The organism is Butyrivibrio fibrisolvens (assembly GCF_037113525.1).
GTDB lineage: Bacteria > Bacillota > Clostridia > Lachnospirales > Lachnospiraceae > Butyrivibrio > Butyrivibrio fibrisolvens.
Genome location: NZ_CP146963.1, coordinates 4475352 through 4499355, shown reverse-complemented (window position 1 = coordinate 4499355; position 24004 = coordinate 4475352). Strand labels below are relative to the sequence as shown.

At 39.5% G+C, this 24004-nt stretch carries 22 protein-coding genes and 1 riboswitch; of the genes, 16 read left to right on the top strand and 6 right to left on the bottom strand.

All coding sequences use genetic code 11. The annotated features are described in order from the left end of the window. Positions 1-84: 84 nt before the first annotated feature. The 8 genes from WAA20_RS19165 to WAA20_RS19130 all read left to right on the top strand — a co-directional run bounded on the left by WAA20_RS19165 (position 85) and on the right by WAA20_RS19130 (position 6369). Entirely contained in the window at positions 85-579 is a 495-nt protein-coding gene (locus WAA20_RS19165; protein ID WP_073385796.1) for an NUDIX domain-containing protein, read from the top strand. A 240-nt stretch (positions 580-819) separates the two neighbouring features. Continuing rightward, the gene (locus WAA20_RS19160) at positions 820-1527 is read left to right on the top strand and encodes a hypothetical protein (RefSeq protein ID WP_027203625.1); all 708 of its coding nucleotides are present in this window, start codon (positions 820-822) and stop codon (positions 1525-1527) included. 20 nt (positions 1528-1547) lie between these two features. Then, on the top strand, positions 1548-2198 hold the full coding sequence (locus tag WAA20_RS19155; RefSeq protein WP_073385795.1) for a CD3324 family protein: 651 nt from the start codon (positions 1548-1550) through the stop codon (positions 2196-2198). Positions 2199-2541: 343 nt separating this feature from the next. After that, a complete protein-coding gene (locus tag WAA20_RS19150; RefSeq protein WP_073385793.1) occupies positions 2542-3060 on the top strand; it encodes a GNAT family N-acetyltransferase in 519 nt (172 codons plus the stop codon). 392 nt (positions 3061-3452) lie between these two features. Next, on the top strand, positions 3453-3596 hold the full coding sequence (locus WAA20_RS19145) for a hypothetical protein (protein WP_167562664.1): 144 nt from the start codon (positions 3453-3455) through the stop codon (positions 3594-3596). After that, positions 3584-5188, top strand: a complete 1605-nt coding sequence (gene argS, locus WAA20_RS19140) for an arginine--tRNA ligase (RefSeq protein WP_073385791.1) — start codon at positions 3584-3586, stop codon at positions 5186-5188. The genes WAA20_RS19145 and argS overlap by 13 nt, the downstream gene beginning before the upstream one ends. Before the next feature lie 127 nt (positions 5189-5315). Continuing rightward, positions 5316-5798 (top strand): sigma-70 family RNA polymerase sigma factor, encoded by a 483-nt coding sequence (locus tag WAA20_RS19135; RefSeq protein ID WP_073385790.1) that lies wholly within the window; start codon positions 5316-5318, stop codon positions 5796-5798. Then, positions 5788-6369: a DUF4179 domain-containing protein gene (locus WAA20_RS19130; protein WP_073385788.1), complete on the top strand. Its 582-nt coding sequence runs from the start codon at positions 5788-5790 to the stop codon at positions 6367-6369. Before WAA20_RS19135 ends, WAA20_RS19130 begins: the two co-directional genes overlap by 11 nt. 116 nt (positions 6370-6485) lie before the next feature. Here the strand turns inward: WAA20_RS19130 and WAA20_RS19125 are convergent, their stop codons facing one another. Next, positions 6486-8210, bottom strand: a complete 1725-nt coding sequence (locus tag WAA20_RS19125; protein WP_073385786.1) for a methyl-accepting chemotaxis protein — start codon at positions 8208-8210, stop codon at positions 6486-6488. An 88-nt stretch (positions 8211-8298) separates the two neighbouring features. Then, a riboswitch (cyclic di-GMP riboswitch) is annotated at positions 8299-8374 on the bottom strand. A 245-nt stretch (positions 8375-8619) separates the two neighbouring features. On the opposite strand from WAA20_RS19125, the gene nspC reads away from it, so the two are divergent. Further along, entirely contained in the window at positions 8620-9813 is a 1194-nt protein-coding gene (nspC, locus tag WAA20_RS19120) for a carboxynorspermidine decarboxylase (RefSeq protein WP_073385785.1), read from the top strand. A 64-nt stretch (positions 9814-9877) separates the two neighbouring features. Then, on the top strand, positions 9878-10696 hold the full coding sequence (locus WAA20_RS19115) for a DNA glycosylase (protein ID WP_073385783.1): 819 nt from the start codon (positions 9878-9880) through the stop codon (positions 10694-10696). A gap of 182 nt (positions 10697-10878) precedes the next feature. On the opposite strand, the gene aguB is transcribed toward WAA20_RS19115, so the two are convergent. From aguB to WAA20_RS19100, 3 genes are read right to left on the bottom strand one after another with little or no spacing between them, the layout of a single operon-like run. Then, entirely contained in the window at positions 10879-11742 is an 864-nt protein-coding gene (aguB, locus tag WAA20_RS19110; RefSeq protein WP_073385782.1) for an N-carbamoylputrescine amidase, read from the bottom strand. Positions 11743-11783: 41 nt separating this feature from the next. Further along, the gene (aguA, locus tag WAA20_RS19105; RefSeq protein WP_073385781.1) at positions 11784-12947 is read right to left on the bottom strand and encodes an agmatine deiminase; all 1164 of its coding nucleotides are present in this window, start codon (positions 12945-12947) and stop codon (positions 11784-11786) included. Positions 12948-12961: 14 nt separating this feature from the next. After that, the gene (locus WAA20_RS19100; RefSeq protein ID WP_073385779.1) at positions 12962-14284 is read right to left on the bottom strand and encodes an InlB B-repeat-containing protein; all 1323 of its coding nucleotides are present in this window, start codon (positions 14282-14284) and stop codon (positions 12962-12964) included. Positions 14285-14635: 351 nt separating this feature from the next. Between WAA20_RS19100 and WAA20_RS19095 the strand changes: the two genes are divergently transcribed. Both WAA20_RS19095 and rpe read left to right on the top strand, forming a co-directional pair. Next, entirely contained in the window at positions 14636-15322 is a 687-nt protein-coding gene (locus WAA20_RS19095; RefSeq protein WP_073385778.1) for a YkgJ family cysteine cluster protein, read from the top strand. 163 nt (positions 15323-15485) lie between these two features. Beyond that, on the top strand, positions 15486-16142 hold the full coding sequence (rpe, locus tag WAA20_RS19090) for a ribulose-phosphate 3-epimerase (protein WP_073385776.1): 657 nt from the start codon (positions 15486-15488) through the stop codon (positions 16140-16142). 48 nt (positions 16143-16190) lie between these two features. Here the strand turns inward: rpe and WAA20_RS19085 are convergent, their stop codons facing one another. After that, positions 16191-16973, bottom strand: coding sequence for an SDR family oxidoreductase (locus WAA20_RS19085; protein ID WP_073385775.1), 783 nt, complete (start codon positions 16971-16973; stop codon positions 16191-16193). A gap of 520 nt (positions 16974-17493) precedes the next feature. Between WAA20_RS19085 and WAA20_RS19080 the strand changes: the two genes are divergently transcribed. The 3 genes from WAA20_RS19080 (at position 17494) to WAA20_RS19070 (ending at position 21734) form a co-directional block, all read left to right on the top strand. Next, positions 17494-18300: a carbohydrate-binding protein gene (locus WAA20_RS19080; RefSeq protein ID WP_073385774.1), complete on the top strand. Its 807-nt coding sequence runs from the start codon at positions 17494-17496 to the stop codon at positions 18298-18300. After that, a complete protein-coding gene (locus tag WAA20_RS19075; RefSeq protein ID WP_073385772.1) occupies positions 18297-19415 on the top strand; it encodes a DUF4317 family protein in 1119 nt (372 codons plus the stop codon). The genes WAA20_RS19080 and WAA20_RS19075 overlap by 4 nt, the downstream gene beginning before the upstream one ends. A gap of 144 nt (positions 19416-19559) precedes the next feature. Further along, positions 19560-21734 (top strand): DUF5703 domain-containing protein, encoded by a 2175-nt coding sequence (locus WAA20_RS19070; protein WP_073385771.1) that lies wholly within the window; start codon positions 19560-19562, stop codon positions 21732-21734. A gap of 53 nt (positions 21735-21787) precedes the next feature. On the opposite strand, the gene WAA20_RS19065 is transcribed toward WAA20_RS19070, so the two are convergent. After that, positions 21788-22756, bottom strand: coding sequence for an AraC family transcriptional regulator (locus tag WAA20_RS19065; RefSeq protein ID WP_073385770.1), 969 nt, complete (start codon positions 22754-22756; stop codon positions 21788-21790). A 326-nt stretch (positions 22757-23082) separates the two neighbouring features. Here WAA20_RS19065 and WAA20_RS19060 point away from each other — a divergent pair, with 326 nt between their 5' ends. Further along, the gene (locus tag WAA20_RS19060) at positions 23083-23997 is read left to right on the top strand and encodes an ABC transporter permease subunit (RefSeq protein WP_073385768.1); all 915 of its coding nucleotides are present in this window, start codon (positions 23083-23085) and stop codon (positions 23995-23997) included. The last annotated feature ends 7 nt before the right edge of the window (positions 23998-24004 follow it).

Sequence of the window (24004 nt, the reverse complement as noted above, 5' to 3'; positions counted from 1 at the left end):
GCCCTAAGGGCATCGTTTATTATTATTAATAACTATGATGAGAAAGTTGTCGAAATCGTACATAAAATGGGGGAGGAAAAAGCAATGCTTTTCAAATATTGTGCAGAGTGCGGACACGAACTTGAATATATAAAATGCGGAGATGACGATTGCAAGATATGTCCGTCCTGTAAAAGAATCTATGGAAGAAATCCCATTCCTGTTGTTGAAGTCCTGGTTGTGAACGAATTTAATGAGATACTTCTATTAAAGCAGAACTATATTTCTGAGGACAAGTGGACAGTTGTATCGGGCTATATGGTCGAGGGAGAGACCATAGAAGAAGCTGTTGCCAGAGAAGTAAAAGAAGAAACAGGACAGATAGTTACAAAATGCCAGTATGTTTCTAGCTATTACTTTGAGCCGAAGCAGCTAATCATGATAGGGTTCATAGCCTATGTAAATAAAGCAGAGTTTACTGATTCTATAGAGGTAGATGATCACAAGTGGTACAAAATAGATGAAGTAGATGATGTAATAGCTAGAGTAAATAACTTCTCTGGAATGCACTTTGATAAGTGCAGGGAGTATTTGAAATAAGAGACTTAGTGTAGGGAGTATTAACAAATGAATAAGCCTAAATAGGTATAATTCAGTTATAACGATTCTCTCTATTTGAATACAGCGCTACTGCTGATATTATCATAATTGTAAAAGCGCTGATACAAAACCTCATGTCGCGAGCAAAGCGAGTGACTAATGGTTCGAATTGATGAAGCTTGCTACATCAATTCAGGAAACTACAAACATTACACAAAGCAAATAGATGAGGACAACAACATGAATAGAGACATTTTTATCAGAAACCTTACTAAAGAAAAAATAGAGATGAGCCCCAAGGGCAGAAAAGCTGGTGAGCTTTCACCTGAAGAATTTGAGAAGTGCTATGAGAACTTTTTTGATATGATCTTCGAGATCGCTGCTACTGATGTATCTGCAGTGGAAGGTTACGGAGAATTTGATGAGAACAACAAGGCTCCTTACAAAACACTGGAAGAGTTTATCCGTGCAGATATGGTAGAAGAACCTGAAGATGGTTATTGGAAGAACTGGAAGGAAATGTTCGGAACAACTTTCCTTGAGGAAGACTACTATAACGAGATTGCAGAAAAAGCTCTTAAGTATGTACCATTTTGTGAAGGCCAGAGATACCTTGCAAACAATAACACCTTCTTTTGCAATATGATCGTAGGCGATGATGGAAAGACATACTGTGCAGATTGGGGAAGAGCCGGAATCATGGATTTCATGATGGATTTTGCAATCCTTGATCTTAACAAGCCATATCTCCTGGTACCGGAAAAGCTCTATGAGTATGCTAAGAAAAAGAATATAAAGATTGATAATTTCAAAGAGCGTTTCTTATGCATGGCATATTACAAGGGAATTGTTACACTTAGATGGCACGCATCAATTGATGATCTTGAATCATGCGAGTCTATCGTTAAATCCCTTAATGCCTTAGAAGGACGCATGGCAAAATTATAAGAAAAGCGTGGAACTATTAGATGAAATATGAAAACGCCAAGAATATACTTCCTGAAAAACTATTAAAAGAAGTTCAGAAGTATGCAGAAGGAAAAGTGATATATATCCCTAAGCAGGAATCAGCCAAGGGATGGGGTGAAGCATCCGGCTATCGTGACAGGCTGAATAAGCGTAACGCCATGATATGCAATCGTTATTCTGCCGGTCACTCTATAATGGAAATAGCTGAAGAATTCTACCTTTCACCGGAGACTATCAAGAAACTTGTTTATGGTAAAAAGGTGAATCTACCCATGTTTTCACCCACTATCACTTCAGCAGAGAATTATGCATCACAGGGCCTTGGAGAAGAATGGGTACGGACTTATCTTAGCTCGATGGATGAAGATGTTCCTGATTATTCAGAATACTTTATGTCAGAACTTGTCAGGATTCCACTGCGGCTCATTAGCATAGACACTGATGAGCCGGTGGATTCCGGCGCTGAGGATTTTTCGGATCTCCCACTGATAGTCATTTATAAGAATCATACATTTTCTGTACCTTATCAGCAGGAATATCTGAAATATCTAAAGCAAGAAAAAAGAAACTCCCATTACGCCTTTGTTTTTGCAAGAAATGAAGAGTACAGGTTCTTCTGGAATAATTTTGGGAAAAACTTCCAGAGATAGAACTGTTTAACTCAAAAGATAAGAAGTTACACATAAGTTGAAAATGTTTATAGATAATACAGAGCTTAAGCCCTCCGAAACAGCAAAAATTATCGAGAAATTCATTGTCAGTAGATAAAACAATATTTTCTAATCAAAGTTGATATGACATGCTTTCTCAACTTTGTTTAGAAATAAAGATGAGATTGTTTTATAAAACGTTCAAGTGTTAATATCAATATATTAGGATCTGAAAGGAGTTTGTTGGTATGACCAGATATGTAATTGCTCAGTAGTCTGAGCTTAAAATAAAAACAAGAATAAGTAAGCTCAGATGAATCCTAACAAAAGAACAGGAGGACTAATGAGTAATATTCTATTAGAAACAGACAGATTAAAAATAACAGAAATGACAATGGACATGGCGCTGGATGTCCACAAGAACTCTCTGGATGAGGATATCAGAAGATTCGTTCCGGATGAAGTTTTTGAAACACTGGAAGATGCGCAGGAAACCATAGAGTTTATAATGTCTCAGTATGGCTCTACTGAAGGACCACTTATCTACGCGCTCATCACCAAAGAAGATGACAAGAACATAGGTTATGTTCAGCTTGTTCCGATCGGTGATGGAAAGTGGGAGATCGGTTACCATGTAGCAAAGCAGTATACTAAAAAAGGCTATGCTACAGAGGCAGTAAGTGCATTCCTGCCTGTTATGGCAGATAAAGTCGGCGTTTCAGAAGTTTATGGAATCCGCCTTCTTGAAAATAAAGCATCAGGCCGCGTATTGGAAAAGTGCGGATTTGAAACCTTTTTCACAGGAGAAGGTCCATATCACGATGGCGTATTTGAAATAAGTAAGAGTGTTTGGAAAAAGTGAATTGACACTTTATCGTATGTAATGTATATTGTTTTCATTACAAAAATTAAGGAAATATACGTATGAATTTATTATTACTGACAAACAGCTTAAGACGCAGAGCAAGGAGACATAAGTTCTTGTAACTATCGCATTTATCCGCATGGTTACAGGAGCGTATGTCTTGTTGCCGTGCGGTGCTGTTAATAAGTAATATGAGCAGAACCGTAATTGATTTAGCAGATTGCTTTAAATCTATTGCGGTTCTTTTTTTATTCAAAAAATGAAATACCTATCGATTAGAGTAGGAAAATTATTCAGTTCTAAAACATATTGGGAAGTACATTCATTTTTAGATAAAAAAGCGAGAGCTTTAAAGTAAAACTCATAGAAATTATAGGAAGGAATATGACATGAAAGAAGAAATTAGTAAAGCTGTTGAAGAAATTCTAGGATTAACAGGCACAGAGGATGAATTATCAGAGGGCATTATACAAGGCTCAAACGAAAGCTCTGTAATACTTGAGACTCCCCTGATAGCAAAATGGGAGATATAGCAATTCCATGTTTTGTATTTGCAAAGATATTGCATAAAAATCCTGCAGTAATTGCTTCAGATCTTAAAAACGGATTAGAACAGAAAAAGGAAGAACTGGGGCTTGATGAAGTAATCTGCGTTGGAGGTTACTGCAACCTTTTTGTTAATCGAAAGCTCTTTGTAGAGAATACCTTAACCAAGGCAGCAGATGGTAATCACGGCGTAGAAAAGATTGGAGAGAAGAAGACAGTATGCATGGACTACTCTTCTCCAAACATTGCCAAGAATTTCCACGTTGGACATCTTCGTACAACAGTTATAGGTAACTCTTTGTATAAGATCTATGACAAGCTTGGATATAACGTTGTTCGTATCAATCACCTTGGCGATTGGGGAACTCAGTTTGGTAAGCTGATCGTTGCATATAAGAAATGGAGCAGTAAAGAGGCTGTTGAGAAAAATGGCATTCAGGAGCTTCTTGATATTTACGTGAAATTCAATAATGAAAAAGAAGAACATCCTGAACTTATGGATGAAGCTCGCAGCTGGTTCGTAGCCATGGAACATGGAGATGAAGAAGCTCTTTCAATCTGGGAGTGGTTCAAGGACATCAGCATGGTAGAATTTGAGCGTGTATATGATATGCTCGGAATTTCTTTTGACTCATATACAGGTGAGAGCTTCTACCGTGAGAAAGTCCCAGCGCTTGTTGAACTTCTAAAAGAGAAAAATCTCCTTATAGAAAGTCAGGGCGCAAACGTAATAGATCTTTCTGAATATGACATGGCACCTTGTATGATCACTAAGAAAGATGGAAGTTCTATTTATCATTCACGTGACATAGCAGCTGTATTGTATCGAAAAGAAAAGTATGATTTTGATAAATGTCTGTATGTGACAGGGCTTGAGCAGTCACTTCATTTCAAGCAGGTATTTAAGGCTATTGAGCTTATGGGTCTCGATTATTATAAGGATCTTGTTCATGTACCTTATGGACTTGTAAGTCTTGATGGCGAGAAGTTTTCGACACGTACAGGAAATATCATATATGCAGAGGATATATTGAACGAAGCTGTCAAACGTGCATATGAGCTTATCGAAGAAAAGAATCCATCGCTCGAGAATAAGGGTGAAATTGCTAAGAAGGTTGGTATAGGCGCAGTTATCTTCCATGACCTTTTTAACCAGCGTATAAAGAACATCAACTTCTCATGGAAAGAAGTACTAAGCTTTGATGGCACAACAGGACCGTATGTTCAATATACTTATGCCCGCGCTAAAAGTGTGCTTCGTAAATATGGAAAAGAACTGCAGTGTACATTAACGGATTGTCAGGCACTTACGGATGATATTTCTTTTGCTCTTATTAAAACTATTGGCGGATATGAAAAGGCAGTTAACGTCGCAGCAGAAAGTTACGAGCCCTCCATTGTCGCACGTTACCTGATAAGCCTGTGTACTGATTTTAATAAGTTCTATCAGGAGTGTCCGATTCTAAAAGAAGAAAATGTAAAGACCAAAGAGGCAAGACTCTATTTGGTATATGTGACCTCACAGATCGTATTCGAATGCTGTGGACTTCTCGGTATAGAGTGTCCAGAAGAGATGTAAAGGACATATATATTTTAAAAATATTTTCTTCAATCTTGTAACCTTTTGGACTCCACAACTGTAATAATAATATAAGGCCTTATTTGAAGTACTTAAAACCTAAAAATACTCAGAAATGAGGGACAACATGAGACTACCTGTACAGGAACTAATGAATATGTACAAGAATAATGTCTATGCCGCGGCATTTAGTATATGCAAGAATGCAAGCGATGCAGAAGACGTTGTTCAGGATACATTTCTAAAGTACTACATGACACGCAAAAACTTTGACAGTGAGCAGCATATTCGCGCATGGCTACTCAGAGTGGCAATCAATAAAGCCAAAAATATTCAGGCATCTTTCTGGCACAGGAATGGAGTACCATTGGAAGACTATATAGAAACTCTATCTTTTGAAACGCCGGAAAGTAGGGACCTATTCGAAGAAGTTATGAAGTTGCCCGAAAAGTACCGCGTTGTAGTTCACCTTTTTTACTATGAAGACTACAGCGTCAAAGAGATAGCCAGGATCTTAAAGATTTCAGAAAGCAATATAAAGGTAAGATTATCGCGCGGTCGTGCAATGCTTAAAGACGCACTTAAGGAGGGATGGGAAGATGAGCAATAGAGATAATTATAAAAAAGCTTTCTCTGCATTACAGACCTCCTGCGACTTTTCATTGGAGGATGAAAAAATGGCTATATTAAAGAGGAAAGCAGTAATAAAGAACGTAGTGGCAGCAGCTGCAATATGTCTTGCAGTTATTGCATTATCAGGAACAGCATATGCAGCTAATGTTGGAGGTATCCAGAGAATCATCCAGCTTTGGATCCATGGTGATCAGACAACAGCTACCATAGAATTTGACGGTGCTGGTAATTACACAATGGAATATACAGATGAAGATGGTAATATAAGAGAATCCGGAGGCGGAGGAATAGCGATAGAGCCTGATGGAACAGAAAGACCTCTTACAGAGGAAGAGTTACTGGCAGACCTTGTTAATGATGTTGACGTGGAATACTATGATGACGGTAGAGTTATCCTGTATTTCATGGATCAGGTAGTTGATATCACAGATAAATTCGAAGATGGCTACTGCTATGTTTTCCTTGATGGCGAGGATGAAGATCTGTATGTAACAGTCAAGTATCAGGACGGCTGGTCTATAAGCCCTGATAAGTATCCGGAATATTGATTTTGTACATAAAACATTAATGTGAATATTATTGATGCGAATGTCAGAAAATCGCAATACAAAAGGCGGAATGAGAACATTAAACTCATTCTGCCTTTTGAAATTATTTATCTGCGTTATTCAGTTGCAAGCTGGAAGAAATTCATCTTCTGGTTAAGTGAATCTGCAAGATCCTTAAGATCTGATGCTGAGTTACTGATAAGTGCAAATGTAGCATTGAGCTCTTCCATAGAAGCGTTGGTCTCTTCTGTAGATGCTGCGTTCTGCTGAGATATAGCAGAAAGCTCTGCAATAAGGTCGATAAGCTGAGCCTTGGAAGAGTTGAGCATATTAACCTTATCAGATATTGTCTGGGTGTTCTGCTCTACGCTGTTTACTCCTGTTACAACGCCGTCCATATCAGACTTTGTGCTTGTAAGCTGGGAGCTTTGCTCATTGAAGGCTGCATTTAGTTCTTCTATTATTTCCATACTCTTAGTAGAGTCTGTTACGAGATCTTCTACTATCTCATTGATAGTTGTAGCAGCTGTACTTGACTGCTGTGCAAGAAGACCTATCTCATTAGCAACTACGCCGAATCCCTTACCATAGTCACCGGCTCTTGCAGCTTCGATAGAAGCATTAAGTGACAATAGGTTAGTCTGGCTTGATATCTCGGTGATAGAGTGAGATGCATCAGCAATCTTCTTAACAGCGTTGTTGGTAGCTTTGATCTGAGCGTCGATATCCATCATTGAAGCCATAACAGTCTTGTTCTGTTCCATAAGGCCGTCAAGGGCTTCTACTGTTCTTTTGGCAGCAGTGAGCATCTGAGTTGTAGCACTTGAAAGGTCTTCTACGCTTACGCCGATCTCATCTATGCTATCGCCCATTTCGTTAGTATTAGAAGCAGATGTTTCTACGCTTTCAGCCTGAGATACAGCACCCTTACTGATATCTCCAACAGCTTCAGCTACCTGGCTGGATACGTGTGAAGCTGTCTGAGCGGATGTGGAGAGGTTATCGCCTGACTTTGTAACTTCTCCGGAGAGATTAAGTGTTGCTGAGATGACTTCGTTGAGCTTATTTTTAAGAGTATCTGCACTTCTAACTATGTCACCAAACTCATCTTTACGATTTATGTTCTTTTCTTCAAATGAGGCAGATAGATCGCCTTTACCAAGCTTTTCAAGGCCGTTTACGACATCTTTAACTATTCTCTTGGATACAAGCAGCATAGTTAAGCCAATAGCAAAGCTTGCTAAAAGGATTATTCCACTTATTATACTCATTCTTCTGGCTGCAGAAGCTATACTAGCAGCTACATCATCTGTAGATCTTCCTGCAAAGATCATTCCAACTACTGATCCGTCAGAGTTTCTGATAGGAAGATAATATGCATACCAGCTGTTGCCACCAATCTCAAGATCTGTAGAAAGGTATTCGCTGCCGCCGCTTATAACAGTGCTGGTTACTGCTTCAGAAGCAGTGGTACCTTCCATACGAAGGCCTGTATCTGAATCAGTCAAAGTTGTTATTTTTCTGACATTTTGGAAGAATACTGTATAAGATATGCCGGTTTTTTCGCTAAGTGAATCCAGCTGGTTTTGGAAGATGTCATGAATGGCTACATCGCCCTTCATAAGGTCGTTGTCAGAATTAAGTGACCAGTCGCCTTGCCATTGACCTGCCATTTCAGATACTTGTAGTGCAGATATATGCAGCTCCTCGGCAAAAGAGTCATAGTATGCCTTCTCGACCATAGACACTCCTACGGCAGTAATTATAATAGACATAGCAATCAGCATAAGGAGTGCTGCGCCGCACAATTTTCCAATAAAAGAGAATTTAGATTTCTTCATTTGTAACCTCATTCATAAAAATAAGCACGAAGGACCAATGTCTACGTGCTTAAATGTCTGAAAGTGATCACGATTTCAGATTCATTATAAATGCAACTGGCTGACATTTTAAAGCCCCTGTAGTTTTGCGTCACAGACTTTCGTCTGCTTTGCCTTTTATTTGTTTTTCGTTAACACACAAAACGGAATTATACACATCGGGTTATGTGATTACAATATAAATAATCTACAAAAAGAATACAGGTAATTGGTAATGCGTTTGGAAAAAATAGATAAAAGCGTTTTGATACACTATATAACATAAATGCAAACAGGTTGAAAACAAGGATTTCTAAATATATTAAGGAACTCATGTTATAATATGGGGTAAGGTTTTTTGACGTAAATAGACTAAAATACGAGGTTAACCATGGATTTTAATAATGTACCAACTCCCTCTTATATAATTGATGAAAAGAAATTAAAGGATAATCTGACAATTCTTAAGGATGTTAGAGAAAAAGCAGGATGTCACATCCTTCTTGCGCAGAAAGCTTTTTCTGCATTTTGTGAATATCCTCTTATAAAAGAATATTTATCTGGCGCTACTGCAAGTGGCCTTTTTGAAGCAAGACTGGGGCATGAAGAAATGGGGCTTGAGAATCACGTTTTTTCACCTGCATATAAACCTGATGAAATAGAAGAGATAGCAGATATATGTGATCATGTTATCTTTAACTCTTTTGCTCAGCTTGGTAAATATGGAAAGATCGTAGCTGATATCCATAAAGATCAAGAAAGTAGATCTAAAAGCGCTAATGAGCCTTCATATACTGGAATAGGCCTTCGCATAAACCCCGAGTGTTCAACTCAGGAAGATGCCATCTATGATCCTTGCGCGAAAGGGTCAAGACTTGGAATCACACTTTCAGCATTTGAAAAAGGCCTTGAGGAGTACGGAGACGTATTTAAATATGTTGACGGACTTCATTTCCATACCCTTTGCGAGCAGAACAGCGACGACCTTGAGACTACGCTTAAGGCTGTAGAAGAGAAGTTTGGTAAGTACTTATCTCTTCCTCAGATCAAGTGGCTCAACATGGGAGGTGGCCATCACATTACCCGTGCTGACTATGATATTGAAAAGCTTATTGGCTGCGTTAAGAGTATAAAAGAAAAATATAACGTGGAAGTTTACCTTGAGCCTGGCGAAGCAATAGCTTTAAATGCAGGATACCTTGTAACAGAGGTTCTTGATATAGTTGATAATGACCTTAAGATACTGGTACTTGATGCTTCTGCGGCATGCCATATGCCTGACGTACTTGAGATGCCATATCGTCCGCCGCTTAGGGACTCAGGTAAACCGGATGAGAAGAAATATACTTATAGACTATCATCCTGTACATGTCTTGCAGGTGATATCATAGGCGATTATTCTTTTGACAAAGAGATCCATGTTGGAGACAGGCTTATATTTGAAGACATGGCTATCTATTCCATGGTCAAGAACAACACTTTTAACGGAATGTGCCTGCCATCAATATGTGCCATGGATGAAAAGGGCGATGTAAGACTTATCAAGAAGTTTGGCTATGAAGATTTTAAAATGAGATTATCGTAATAAATAACAGCAGCTGAAAATATGACGTTTTCAGCTGCTTATTAAAGAATAATTGGAGCTTTGGATGAAAACTATTACCCCATCACAGTTCGACCTTGAGCAGATCGCAGACAGTGGACAGTGCTTCAGGTGGAACAGAATATCAGATTATAAATACAGGATAGTCGCATTTGGTAAGATCCTTAATATAGAGCAGGATCTGGAGACAGGGTCTGTAACCATGGACTGCTCAGACAGTGACTTTGACAATATCTGGAAGGATTATTTTGACCTTGGTACAGACTATGGGAAAATAATCGAAAGAATTCCGGAAGATGATGAGTATCTTAAAAGGGCCGCCTCCATATGCGATGGAATTCGTATAATAAAGCAGGATCCATGGGAGACGCTCATTACGTTCATCATATCTCAAAGGAAAAATATCCCGGCGATCAAGGCATCTGTAGAGAAAATCTGTAAGGCAGCAGGCAAGGTTATAGGTGAAATAGACGGAGAGAAGCTCTATGCATTCCCGACGCCAAAAGAACTTGCCGCATTATCTGAAAGTGACCTATCTGCCTGCAGTCTTGGCTACCGCGCAGCATATATTTATAAGGCAGCGCATGCCGTGGCAGATGGAGCAGTAGATCTTGATAAATGGAAAGAGCTTAGTGATGATAAGCTTTTTGACAGTCTGTGCTCACTGTATGGAGTTGGTAAGAAGGTTGCAAACTGCACCATGCTTTTTGGCTTTAATAGGCTGGATTCGTTCCCAATAGATGTTTGGATGAATAAGATAAGGGACAGATATTACCCGAATGACTTTCCGATTGAGGCATATCGTCCTTATGGCGGCATAATGCAGCAGTATATGTTTGCATATGAGAGAAGCATTAATTCGTAACTGCTAAATTTGAAATATGAATTATTAGTAGAGTATCAGTTTTTGAATTTTGAATCTATGATTTGAAAATGTATATTATTTATAAAAACACCCGCGTAACATGATCAGATGCATGTTATGCGGGTATTTGTTTTATACATTTTGTAGTTACAAGTCCATCACCTTTAGGTGGTGGATAGCTATTATCTGTAGCATTCAGGCCTTCTATCCCTAAATACTCCCCAGCTCATTCGCATTTCATAAAGCTCATCAAGATCGAAAGTCGCTGTAAGAACTTCTTCCTTATCTCTTGATCCATCAGCGATTATAGCGCCGGTTCCATCTGTTATAAAAGATGAACCATAGAACTTAAGTGAAGAAGACTGATTATTATTCTCCATACAAGGTGTTACGGATTCTGTTCCAATGCGGTTTGCTGCTGCAACGGGCATAAGATTTGATCCGGAATGACCCTGCATGCAGCGGCGCCAGTGAGGCATGGAGTCTGTTTCAAGAACGGGCTCTGAACCAATGGCTGTTGGATACAGAAGTATTTCAGCTCCCATAAGAGCCATGCTTCTGGCAGCTTCCGGGAACCACTGATCCCAGCAGATGCCTACTCCTATTTTTCCAAATTTAGTATCCCAGACTTTGAATCCGGTGTTCCCTGGAGTGAAATAGAACTTCTCCTGATAGAAATGATCATCCGGAATATGAGTCTTTCTGTATACTCCAAGTATACTTCCATCAGCATCGATCATAGCGATAGAGTTATAAAGGACAGTTACGTCCTTTTCATAAAAACTTATAGGCATTGCTACGCCGAGTTCCTTAGCTACTTTCTTAAAGTGATTAACAGCAGGGTTACTTTCAAGGGGAGTAGCATACTCGTAGTAATCGTATCTGCGCTCCTGGCAGAAATACGGACGCTCGAAAAGCTCAGGAAGAAGGATTACGTTAGCACCTTTCTCTGCAGCTTCGCGAACCAGCTTGTCTGCTTTTGCAATATTTTCATTAACGTTAGAGCTCATCTGCATCTGACATGTAGCAATTGTTATATTTCTCATTTTGACCTCTCAAAGAATGGTGATATTAATTGTCTCCAACCTTATTTTTCAGGTATCTGTTGTGTTATGCAGTGGATGTTGCCGCCGCCTACTATTATCTGTCTTGCAGGAATACCTACGATCTCTCTGTCTGGGAAAAGAGCTTTAAGCTTTTTCACTGCAGCCTTGTCGTTAACATCCCCAAACTGAGGTACAAGGACAGCACCGTTACAGATATAGAAATTTACATAGCTTGCAGCAAGCCTTTCGCCAACTTCTCTTGTATCTTCGCCTTCTGCAAATTCATAACCTTCAAGCTCTTCTTCCTTGATGCATACAGGCTCTTTAGGGATCATAAGTTTGTGTATCTTAAGCTTTCTGCCTTTTGCATCCTTAGTACTAATAAGAACCTGAAGATCAGCTGCGCTCATCTTGTACTGGGGATCTTCTGTATCATTGGTCCATGCAAGAACAACTTCACCTGGTTTTGTGAAAGCGCATATGTTATCCACATGTTCATTGGTTTCATCATTATAGATGCCATAAGGGATCCAGATAACTTTTTTTGCTCCAAGCATGTTGCAAAGTCTATCTGTTAGTTTCTCTTTGGACATTTTGGGATTACGGCCCTTACTAAGAAGACAGCTCTCAGTTACGATAACTGTTCCTTCACCGTCTGAGTGGATAGCGCCTCCCTCAAGGACGAAGTCCTGAGCATCGTATACGTCGCAAGAAAGCGCTTCGCATATCTTTGAAGCAGCTGCATTATCATTTTCATAGTCAGGGTAGAGACCGTCAATCTCGCCGCCCCATGCATTGAATTTCCAGTCGATACCTCTTATACTGCCTCTTTTGTTAGTAACAAAAGTTGGACCAACATCTCTTGCCCAGCTGTCATCAGTAGGGATCACAAGAACATGTATATTGGAAGCGCCTTCTTTAAAAGAAGTGTCAGTGGCTGTTTCGCCGTTTGATGCGTCTATGATATCTGCATCAAGCATTTTGGCAGCATCAGCTGCATGTTCCTTATCAGTAAGCATGTACATGACTTCGTGCTTTGCGATTTCTTTGGCTATCTTAGTAAAGACCTTCTGAGCCTCTTTACCGCCATATGGCCAGGAGCCGGGTCTTACAGGCCAGATCATTACAGTTCCTTTATGTTTTTCAAATTCGCCGGGCATATGGAAGCCGTCAGTCTTTGGCGTTGTAGTGAATTTCTTGATCATGTTAATCTCCATAATCAATTCTTGATCCATGATGCATGCAGTGTTACATTCGGGAATACTGTTTCATATACAGTGGTCTTACTTCCCTCATTGGTTGATATGTAAATCTTACCTGTTGAAGGATCAATACTTATATCTTCAACTTCTTTAGATACATCGATAGACCATGTTCCTGCATAGTCACCTGACATGGTGAATACGTTAACCTTCTGATTACCCTTCCAGTTATATGAATCGAAGCAGGCTGTTATAGCATAGATGAAGTTGCCGTCAACTGCCATTCCCTGTATGCAGTAGCCCTGAGTGTAGTTGGCACTTACATCTTTCCATCCGGCAATCTCAAAATTATAATTCACAAGGAAAAAGCATGCCTTACCCGAATCGTTCTTGCCCATTACATAATATGCGCCGTTATAGTAGGCTATGGCATAAACATTACTTACACCTTCGATGTGATGAGTTGCTACATAGTTGAGGTTGGAATCGACTTCCATGATATCGGATGCATATCCGGGACGAGTACCACCCTCTGCGATATAAATGTGTCCGTTACCAGGGTTGTAGCACATGGCATTACCATGATCAAACCAGAGGTTATGAACGGTAGCTACTGTCTTACCTGCAGTAAGGTCGTATTTTACCAGATTGGTCTCATAATGAGACAAGTCGCCGGCGTAGTAGCTTGCATCATTGATAGATGCTGCAAATACAACGTATTTATGAGAATTCTCCGTGAAAACGGTTGAACCCTGAACGCTCTTAAATGAATAGTTTGTATATACACTTGGCTTACCAGCGCTTATGGTCTTAAGCTTGGTAGAACGCATGTTGCATTTACGAAGGTTAGAAACTGCCTGACCGTCAGCATATACAGTACCGTTGTTATCAACCCATCCTGCAAAGGTGTAGCCATCTTTGGTGAAGCCGTTAGCTCTAAGAGCAGTGTTCTGGTCATAGCTTATAAGCTGGTCATTCATGCTTCCTGATGTGGCCCCATTACCGTCAAAAGAAATCTTGTAAACCTGAGGTTCCCATGATGCATACAGCTTAAGATTATCGACACCTGTATACATGACATTGCCCTGATCGGCATAGCCTACACCTGTGCCGTTACTGTTGGTATTCCATCCGCGGAAGCGGTAACCTGTTCTTGTAAATTTATTAGCTGGAAGTGTAGAAACAGAAGTAGTACTAAAGGCTGCGGTGCTCATCTCACCACTTCCGCCGTTGGCTATAAAGGTAACCTTGTAGCTTCCTGCGGCATAGACTGTAGTACTGTTTCCAGAAAAAAAGACAACTAAAATAATAACAGACAATACTGCTAAGATTTTTCTCATACTTTCACCTCTTAAGTCATGTTACAGTTTGGATGAATCGATATGAGATGAGATCGGAAATATTTGTTGGGCCGTATCTCTCTGACACAAGACAATTCAAACACAAACAAAAAACAAGTAATTCTAGTAAATGGGACGAAACGTGGTTATATTATAACATATAAGGGGTGTCTATTCTTTTGTGCATATGGTAGAAAAAAAGGCGAAAAGTTCGGAGAATAGGCGGCTCTAAACAGAGAAAAAATAGGCACAAAGAGGATTTGGTATTTTTGTAATGCATTTATTAAATTGTTATCCTCAAGTAGATTTTTGTAATGAATAATAGCGAAATAATGAAAGAGGCTATGTAAGATGATAAGAGATGTAAATTTTGAAGATATTTCAGATGGATTTATATATAAGCCTGACGATCTTGTAAATGTGGGCTGTAATGAGTGTATGGGCTGCAGTGATTGCTGCAGGATAACAGGGGATTCTATAATTCTGGATCCTTATGATATCTACAATTTATGTAAAGGTCTTGGTAAGAGCTTTGAAGATATGATGGAAAAAGAGATAGAGATAAGAATAGTTGATAATCTTATCCTTCCAAATCTCATAACCTATGATGAAGATAATCCTGAAAAAGAGGAAAAATGTGCCTTTTTAAACGAAGAAAACCGCTGTTCAATCCATAGTTTTCGTCCCGGTTACTGTCGCCTTTTTCCAATGGGAAGACTTTATGATGAAAAGGGCATGCACTACTTTTTACAGGTTAATGAGTGTACAAAACCAAAGGCTTCAAGATATCCTGTAAAGCTCAGAGAATGGATAGGCATAGAGAACCTGTCACAATATGAGGATTTTGTAGTTTCCTGGCATGATTTTTGTAAAAAGACTGGAGAAGCTCTTTCTAAAGTTCCGGATCCTCAAAAGACCTATACGGCAAGATATATACTGCAGATATTCTATGTAGAACCTTATAAAACAGGCGTAACTTTCTGGAACCAGTATGAAAACAGACTTAAAGAAGTATCTGCCAAACTTGGATTAAAGTGATTTTGACGAAACATTTAAGTTAAATTAGATAGTGTCCTATTCGTTTTTTGCAAAAAAGCAGCAAAAAGTAATAAAAAGTCATCAATATATGTCCTTGAATGTTAGATTCAAGATGGCATATAATTACGTTTGTCGGCATATAGCAAATGAAAGGATTAGTTTTATGAACAACATTCTTGCACCGTCTATTTTATCAGCTGATTTCAAAAATCTTGGGAAACAGATTGCGGACTGTAAAACCGCCGGAGCACAGTACCTCCATATAGATATTATGGACGGAGTGTTCGTTCCTTCGATTTCTTTTGGTCTTCCCGTTATCAAGAGTATAAGGGACGCTACAGATGCGGTGTTTGATGTTCATCTCATGATCACTAATCCTATCAGATATATCAAAGAATTTGCTGCTGTCGGAGCAGATATCATAACCTTCCATCAGGAAGCAGCTCCCGATCCATGGGCAGTTATCGAACTTATCCATTCTTATGGCAAAAAAGCCGGAATATCTATAAAGCCCGGAACACCTATCGATGTTCTCGAGCCCTATCTTAAAAATGTAGACATGATCCTTATCATGAGCGTTGAGCCAGGATTTGGAGGCCAGAATTATATTCCCTCATCAACAGATAAAATCCGTGATCTTAGAAATCACTTAAATACACTTGGACTTCGTGACCTTGATATCGAGGTAGACGGAGGCATAAAGTCAGACAATGTTGAAATGGTTGTCGGAGCAGGCGCTAATGTTATCGTAGCAGGATCTGCTATCTTTAACGGCAACGTTCAGGCCAATATCAAGGACTTCCTTGGTAAGATGCATTAAAAAAATAACTTCCCGTATACCAAAAAGGTGCGGGAAGTATTTTATTGCTTAACCCATCTTTTTATGCTGCTGGTGGGCAGTCATAGGAATGAGAATATTTGATGGAACAAGCTTTGATAAAGAACATGCAAGCTTCATGCGAAGGGTAGGTACTATTACTACCTTTCTTTTTTTCATCATTTTGATAGCGTAAGATACGCAGCCTGACGCAGATATTCCTTTAAGGGCAAAAGCTACTCCTGCTACATCGTTAAATTCTGTATTAACAGGTCCCGGGCATAAAACGCCAATATAAGTCCTGCTTCCCTCAACTTTAAGCTCATGTGCGATAGCTCTTGTGAGACTCACGACATAGGCTTTAGTTGCATAATAGGTCGCCATATACGGACCTGCAGGCAGGAGCCCTGCAGATGATCCAATATTCAGAATATATCCGCCGCTTTCTTTATCCATAAGAGGAATCATACGCTTGGTCAGACGATGGAGCGCTTTTATATTGACATTTACCATCTCCATCTCACGCTTTTCATCGCAGTCGGTAAAGTTTCCGGAAAGGCCAAAACCTGCATTATTAATAAAAACAGACAGTTTGTTATCAGAATCTTCACTAAGAAGATTTTCTATATGATCGCACAATTTATTTATATCTTTTTTCTCAGAAAGGTCAGCGGTAAATATTTCGCTTTTAAATACAAGCTCTTTTTGAATTTCAAGGAGCCTGTCCTTTCGCCTTGCGACCAAGAGGATATAATATCCTTCTTTAGACAATTGCTTTGCAAACTCAGCGCCAAGGCCTGAACTTGCACCAGTAATAACTGCGATATTCTTCATATAAACGTACCTCAATGTTATGGATGCTTTTAATTATGTCCTAAATAATTCGCGTTCGCAATCTGTAATTTGAAAGGGCTAGGAGGTCGCCTATTCCTGAGGCTGGCTGTTCATAAATGATTTTCTTGCCATGAAAAATATCTAAAATTCAAGGCATGATATCTGGAATGATATATTCTGGGATTCATAAACTCGCTACACTCAAACAAATGAATCCCAAACAGAATATATCATCCCATCTATCACGCTCTTGAATTTAATATATTTTTCAAAGGCAAGAAAATCATTTATGAACAGCCAGCCTCAGGAATATTCAAAGTCTTAGTTCAAATGTACAAGTTTGAGTTTGTGATATTCAACATGTATGAAGTATTTGGGAAAGAGAGTTTAGATTAAATATGTATGATATAATAGCAAAGCGCGTATTTGTGTCATTATAAAATGTGTGTGGTTTAGGTATTTCTGTAGATATCAACGATTTTGTGGAGAAGATTGGGATACGAGAGAATGGGAGGAGCTTATGAAGATTGAAGTTCATGGCGCGTGGGGTGATGTTATAAAGGCGCAGGAGGAAGCAGAAGATCAGGTTGTTCTTGCTTGGGAGGGCGAGTATAGGAAAGATGACTTTATAGACTTTAAGGGGCTTGAGCCGGGAACTTTTTATAAGCTCAAGATAGATCCGACTATCGATGAATCACTTATCTATGTGACTACTGATTCTTTTAGGTATACGATCCCTTTTTATGAAAAGAAAACCAGTTATAATCCAATGTCTTTTGTAGGGAACAGGCACCTGGTTTCTATAAGAAAGGCATTTGATTTTGAGGTAGAAACAACCAGGAACTTATGCCTTAATCCTTGCGATCAGCATGAAGTTACCGGGGTGTATCCTCATGCATCAGCTAATGTTGAGACAAGAGGAGAAGCTGTTTTTGCTGCAAGGAATGCAATTGATGGTGTGATAGAGACAAGGTCTCATGGTGAGTGGCCTTATGAGTCATGGGGGATTAATAGGCAGGATGATGCCACTATCAAGGTTGAATTTGGTTATCCTGTAGATATTGAAGAAATACGTCTTTATACAAGGGCGGACTTCCCGCATGATAACTGGTGGATAAAGGGAACATTTAACTTTTCTGATGGAAGTTCAGATACAGTAGATATGGAAAAGAAGGTACAGAAGCCTCATATCTTTTCTATCAAAAAGAAGGGTATAGAGTGGCTTACACTTGGAAATCTAATAAAAGCAGACGATCCAAGCCCCTTCCCTGCACTTACACAGATTGAAGTATATGGAAGAATTCATGGAGGAAATAAAGAATTATGACAAAATCAGGATTATTAGAAATAAAAAAGAGATTCAAATTTAAGGACTGCTCATTTAGCGGTATGGCGTATGCCATTTTTGATAATGAGGGAAAAGAGATTGAGGGAGCGGATTCTACTCGTTTTCTGACTCTTGATGATGATGAGCAGAAGAAATATATATCACTTATAAGTAAGGCATATTCTGCTGCAGGTGGCGCATTTGCTGAGGATGTGACGGTGATCGGAGATGATGCAAAGATGCTTATGGCACTTGCGAAATCTGATATTCCGGATGCATCTTTAGTCCGCGCCTGGGCGCAGGAGATAATTGGAAATTATGACGCTGATGGTGAATATGCACTTCTTGTTTTTTCTGATGCGTATGATGTTCCTGCCAAGGATACAGGCAAGAACAAAACAGGAGAATCTGAAGAAGTATACAGCTATATCGCAGCATGTATCTGTCCTTTTAAGCCGGCTAAAGGTGGCATCATGAAGACAAGCGAAAATAAGCTTCATGCTTCTGACGTTATCAAGGTACTTGGTAATCCAGTTGCAGGCTTTATGTATCCTGCCTTTAACGACAGATCATCAGATTATGACAACATGTACTGTGTTGTCAAAAATGATCCTGAGCGCGAGATGATAAGAGGCATGTACGCAGCTGACGTTCCTGATTATGTTAAACCTGAACCTAAGAAAAAAGTTAAGGCAGATAGCGAAGAAGATGGTCTTACCATGGAAGCAGCAAGACAGGCAGCAGATGAAGAAACTGCAGATGGCTATGCTCTTCACCTTGAAGCTTCTATAAAGCAGACTGAAGGTGTTGATACATCGATCCGCCAGAATGAAGACGTTGAGATTCAGACAAGACCTGAGGGCTATGGAGAAAATATCGAAACTCTTACCGAGAAAGCTATGCAGGAAAAGCTTCGTGAACAGGCGATGATGGAAGAAGAAAAAGAGCAGGTATTTGAAGGTCTTAACAACTTCCACAAAGATCAGGTGGTACTTCCTGAAGATAAGATCATCGAGCGAGATGTTAATGGTCGTAAATTCTTCTTGGTTCCTGAATCACTCATTCCGTATGATAAGCTTCAAGAACTTCTTGAGTCACTTATGCAGGAAGCTTGAGGGAAAATATGTTTTCGAAGATCAAACGTAGCGTAAAGCGCAATTATTGGGAATAATCGGAAAATAAATAATAGGTTATGGTCAGGTTTTTTTAATACAATGTAAAAAGAAATCTGACCATTTTTTTGATTAAGGTGAATAACGATGAATACAACAGAGATTAAAAATCAGATAGACACATATAATATACGCTACGACAGCCAGTGCAAAAACGCTGGAGAATCCATGCCGCTTGGCGGACATGATGTTGGCTGCAATGTCTGGACACAGGATAATATCCTTTATCTGTACATGGCGCAGAGTGGTACCTTCGATGAAGCCGGCAATATGGTCAAGGCAGGAAGGATCAAGATTGAATTTGATAAGAGTCCCTTCAAGGATTCATATTCTCAGGAACTTCGCCTCTATACAGGAGATATACTAATTGAAGGTATGTCAGATGGCGTCAAGACCCAGATCCTTTTATGGACTGATATCAAATACGGATCAACTCATATTCAGATAGATTCTGAAGTAGACCACGATATCACTGTCTCCTACGAGAACTGGAGAAATCTGGCAGGCGGCTTCTCAAACGGAAGATTTATATTCTGTCACATGAACACAGGCGAAACACACTTTGACAGAATGGTTGCAGAAGAAGAGCTTGAGCCAATCAAAGATAAGTTTCCCGACGTACAGAAAAATCTTGTATATGGCGGATGCCTCTTTGCTGATGGCATATACTTTATTGGCAGCGAAGAATCTTCTTACGAGAATCTTCCTTGCATATCCCACAAGATGGCACTTAAGGGAAAGAGCCTCGAAATCTGCACAGTACTCCACCTTTCCTACGCAGGAGATACAGATAAGTGGAAAACTGAACTTATAAAAAAGATAGAAAAGATATTGGACGAAGGATCAGTATCCCTCAAAAAAGAGTCAGAGACCTGGTGGAAAGAAACCTGGGAGAGAAGCTATATCTTTATAAAGAAAGACAGTAAAGACGAATCTGACCCTGTATGGCAGATGGGAAGAAACTACCAGCTCTTTAGATATATGCTTGCTTGTAACGCATATGGTTCATATCCTACCAAGTTCAACGGAGGGCTTTTCACAATAGATCCATGTGTATGGGGAGCAAGATTTGGAGCAAGAACTCCTGACGAAAGAGATTGGGGTGGCATAGTATTTACAGCCCAGAACCAAAGACTCGTGTACTGGCCAATGCTTAGAAGCGGTGACGTAGCCTGGATGAAGCCTCAGTTTGACTTTTATTTCAGACTCCTTGAAGGCGCTAAAGCCAGAACCAAATTCTTCTTTGATGTTGACGATGCAGCCTGCATCCCTGAACAGACAGATGCAAACGGACTATCCGCTTACTATGGGCTCCACGGCCTTGATTACCCAATCCATGTAAGATACCACTATGTAACTTCAGTGGAATTTTCATACATGATGCTTCAGTACCTTGAGTTTACTAAGGACGAAGATCCTGCGCCCTACATAGAGTTTATCGATACAATACTTAACTTCTATGACAAGAAATACAATAAGCTTGATGAAAGAGGATGCAGAATAATCTTCCCATCCACAGCCCAGGAAACCTATCACAAAGCTGGAATAGTAGATGTCTGGGGACAGGAAGGAAGATATGCAGCTAATTATAACGAAGATGAAACAGCAGCCAAAAACCCTGCTGACGTAATCTATGCACTCCGTGCTGTTATAAAGACCCTTCTCAAGGATTCACTTGGAAGCGACGTGCAAAGAGCTAAATGGAAGAAGCTGATGGATGAACTTCCTCCTATACCATTTGAATTTAAAAATGGACATAACGTAATAGCCCCCTGCGAAGAGCCTAAGCAGTATGTAAAAACAAACTGTGAATTTCCTCAGCTCTACTGCGCATATCCATATCATGAAGTTGGAATAGGAGATACCAATAATAAAGATCTTCAGATAGCAAGAGACACCTATTTCTACGGCTGGGATGAAGAGGATCAGCTCATGAACCTGAGCTGGATGTACGTAGGCCTTCTTGCAGCAAGACTTGGCCTCACAGACGAAGCCATGAAATATCAGCTTGATAAACTTAAGGATTCAGGCAGAAGATTCCCTGCATTCTGGGGCCCTGGTCATGACTACACCCCCGACCACAACCACGGCGGTTGCGGCATGATAGGCCTTCAGGAGATGCTTATGCAAGTTATCGATGACAAGATCTACATGCTCCCCGCATGGCCTAAAGACATTGACGTAGAATTCAAGCTCTGGATCGACAAGGACAAGTTTGTAGAAGCTAAATATGTCAATGGAATATTAGAGCATAATAATTAATAACTTTATCTTTGCGTTAAAAAATACAAATAAAAAGTTCTAGCCACGTGAGGCTAGAACTTTTTCATTTTATAGAGTTTTCTGTATCCTGACGGCGTGTTACCTGTCTTTTTAAGGAACACACGGTTAAAGGACTGGACTGTTTCAAATCCGACCTTTGCAGAGATATCATTTATGCTGAGGTCAGAGTTTGTAAGATACTCCTTTGACTGCTTGATCCTGCATGCATTAACGAATTCCTTGAAACCTGTATTTGTATACTCTTTGAATATTCTTGAAAAATAACAGGTCGAAAATCCAAATTTCTCAGATACTTCCTCAAGAGTTAAATGCTCATCATAATGCGATGAAAGGTACTCACATACTTCGTTGAGTGCCTTGTTGTATTTTACAAGCTCTTTTGCACTGTTACAGTAATCTTTCTGGCTCGGAAGAGATCCCCCCATAAGACCATTGCCAATTTTATCAAGGATCTGCAGAAGGTATGAGTATACTATGAGTTCGCGAAGAGCATTTGAACCAAAGTAAGCATCATGCATCATATACAAAATGGAACCGATGTTTTCTGCAAGATCAGGGTTTTGTTCAGAGCTGATGAGGACAGGTCTTTCCATGATCTCCTTGATAAGGGCACTGCTTCTTATATCGTTGATGATAGAAGGATCAAGAAGATGAACATATCCCCTACAGTCATTCATTGGGAAAAGAGTATGGATCATCTTGCTTGGTATAAGCAGAATATCACCCGGGCATACCTTGTATTCAACACCCTGAATAGTACTGATATAGTAGCCTCGTTCACACTGGACGATCTCAAGTGGCTGGTGATAATGAAGTCCGAAGCATTCCTGCTTGGAAGTATACCAGATACGAACCATTGTTCCCGGAAGATAATCAACATATTCATAGGTTCCGTCGTACGTTGTACCGGTTCCGCCTGTGTAAGGCTGCGGACGGATGGGGTTCATGTATCTTTCCTGTTCAGTTATTGCATTCGATCCGGATATTCTTTTCTTAGACATAACTCATAACCTCATGGTGCGAGTGGTATATATACTAAAACAATACTTTAGATACAAGGAATAACTTTTTGACTGAAACATCAGTTTGCACAAATAATAATATAAAATAATTTAGATATCAATCCCATTTCTGCATAAAATTTACAAAAATATTTATAAAACGCATACACCATTCGGTATGTTGACAATAATTTGAAAGCCTCACCGCAAGAATTGATAATGATATGACAAAAACTGTGTTATTTAAGACAAGAAATGAGAAAATCTGCCGAAAGCCAAATGATATATTTTTGCCATAAGAGGAATACATGTGGGGAGGTTAAGAAATGTTCAAAAATAAACGTGAAAAGAGGGCGTTTATAAACTTTCTTCTTATAGCGCCTTTCATAGTTCTTACGCTTGTCTTTTGCTATTATCCGCTGTATGGCTGGGTATATGCATTCTTTGATTACAGACCGCCAAGACCGATGACAATTGATAGCTTTGTAGGATTTAAGTGGTTTAAATCCCTGATAGAATCAGACGTCAAGGTTAAGCAGATCGTGAGTGTTCTTAGAAATACTTTTGTAATGAGTGGAATCACACTGTCTACATCATGGATTCCAATGCTTTTTGCAGTATTTCTTAATGAGATCAGAAATACAAAATTCAGAAAGTTCGTTCAGACTGCAACAACTCTTCCTAACTTCATAAGCTGGGTACTTGTATATTCAATAGCATTTTCGCTTTTTAACAGTACAGGTATGATGAACTCCTTCCTTCAGAAGCTCACACTCATCGATGAACCGATTCTTTTCCTTCAGGCATCAGATCATGTATGGCTTACTCAGTGGCTGTGGCTTACATGGAAGAACCTCGGATGGGCAGCTATCATGTACATTTCAGCGATATCAAGTATCGATGAAGAGATGTATGAGGCAGCAAGAGTTGACGGTGCTAACAGATGGAAGATCATATGGACTATAACAATTCCAAATCTTCTTCCAACATTCTTCGTACTTCTTATGATCAACATCGGAAACTTCCTTTCAAATGGTATGGAACAGTACTACGTGTTCCAGAACGCGTTCAATAAAGAATATATACAGGTTCTTGATCTTTATGTATTTAACCTTGCGATGGGAAGCGGAAGTTACTCTATCTCAGTTGCCATCAGTATGCTTAAGAGTATCGTAAGCCTTGCACTTTTGTTCTTTGCAAATGGTGTGTCCAAGATGGTAAGAGGTGAAAGCATACTTTAACAGGTGA

Coding starts and splice junctions, on each gene's coding strand:
- WAA20_RS19160 (WP_027203625.1), top strand. CDS start 820: ATGAATAGAGACATTTTTATCAGAAACCTTACTAAAGAAAAAATAGAG.
- WAA20_RS19095 (WP_073385778.1), top strand. CDS start 14,636: ATGATAAGAGATGTAAATTTTGAAGATATTTCAGATGGATTTATATAT.
- WAA20_RS19155 (WP_073385795.1), top strand. CDS start 1,548: ATGAAATATGAAAACGCCAAGAATATACTTCCTGAAAAACTATTAAAA.
- WAA20_RS19080 (WP_073385774.1), top strand. CDS start 17,494: ATGAAGATTGAAGTTCATGGCGCGTGGGGTGATGTTATAAAGGCGCAG.
- rpe (WP_073385776.1), top strand. CDS start 15,486: ATGAACAACATTCTTGCACCGTCTATTTTATCAGCTGATTTCAAAAAT.
- WAA20_RS19100 (WP_073385779.1), bottom strand. CDS start 14,284: ATGAGAAAAATCTTAGCAGTATTGTCTGTTATTATTTTAGTTGTCTTT.
- argS (WP_073385791.1), top strand. CDS start 3,584: ATGGGAGATATAGCAATTCCATGTTTTGTATTTGCAAAGATATTGCAT.
- WAA20_RS19075 (WP_073385772.1), top strand. CDS start 18,297: ATGACAAAATCAGGATTATTAGAAATAAAAAAGAGATTCAAATTTAAG.
- WAA20_RS19165 (WP_073385796.1), top strand. CDS start 85: ATGCTTTTCAAATATTGTGCAGAGTGCGGACACGAACTTGAATATATA.
- aguA (WP_073385781.1), bottom strand. CDS start 12,947: ATGATCAAGAAATTCACTACAACGCCAAAGACTGACGGCTTCCATATG.
- WAA20_RS19150 (WP_073385793.1), top strand. CDS start 2,542: ATGAGTAATATTCTATTAGAAACAGACAGATTAAAAATAACAGAAATG.
- nspC (WP_073385785.1), top strand. CDS start 8,620: ATGGATTTTAATAATGTACCAACTCCCTCTTATATAATTGATGAAAAG.
- WAA20_RS19115 (WP_073385783.1), top strand. CDS start 9,878: ATGAAAACTATTACCCCATCACAGTTCGACCTTGAGCAGATCGCAGAC.
- WAA20_RS19125 (WP_073385786.1), bottom strand. CDS start 8,210: ATGAAGAAATCTAAATTCTCTTTTATTGGAAAATTGTGCGGCGCAGCA.
- WAA20_RS19065 (WP_073385770.1), bottom strand. CDS start 22,756: ATGTCTAAGAAAAGAATATCCGGATCGAATGCAATAACTGAACAGGAA.
- aguB (WP_073385782.1), bottom strand. CDS start 11,742: ATGAGAAATATAACAATTGCTACATGTCAGATGCAGATGAGCTCTAAC.
- WAA20_RS19145 (WP_167562664.1), top strand. CDS start 3,453: ATGAAAGAAGAAATTAGTAAAGCTGTTGAAGAAATTCTAGGATTAACA.
- WAA20_RS19085 (WP_073385775.1), bottom strand. CDS start 16,973: ATGAAGAATATCGCAGTTATTACTGGTGCAAGTTCAGGCCTTGGCGCT.
- WAA20_RS19070 (WP_073385771.1), top strand. CDS start 19,560: ATGAATACAACAGAGATTAAAAATCAGATAGACACATATAATATACGC.
- WAA20_RS19060 (WP_073385768.1), top strand. CDS start 23,083: ATGTTCAAAAATAAACGTGAAAAGAGGGCGTTTATAAACTTTCTTCTT.
- WAA20_RS19135 (WP_073385790.1), top strand. CDS start 5,316: ATGAGACTACCTGTACAGGAACTAATGAATATGTACAAGAATAATGTC.
- WAA20_RS19130 (WP_073385788.1), top strand. CDS start 5,788: ATGAGCAATAGAGATAATTATAAAAAAGCTTTCTCTGCATTACAGACC.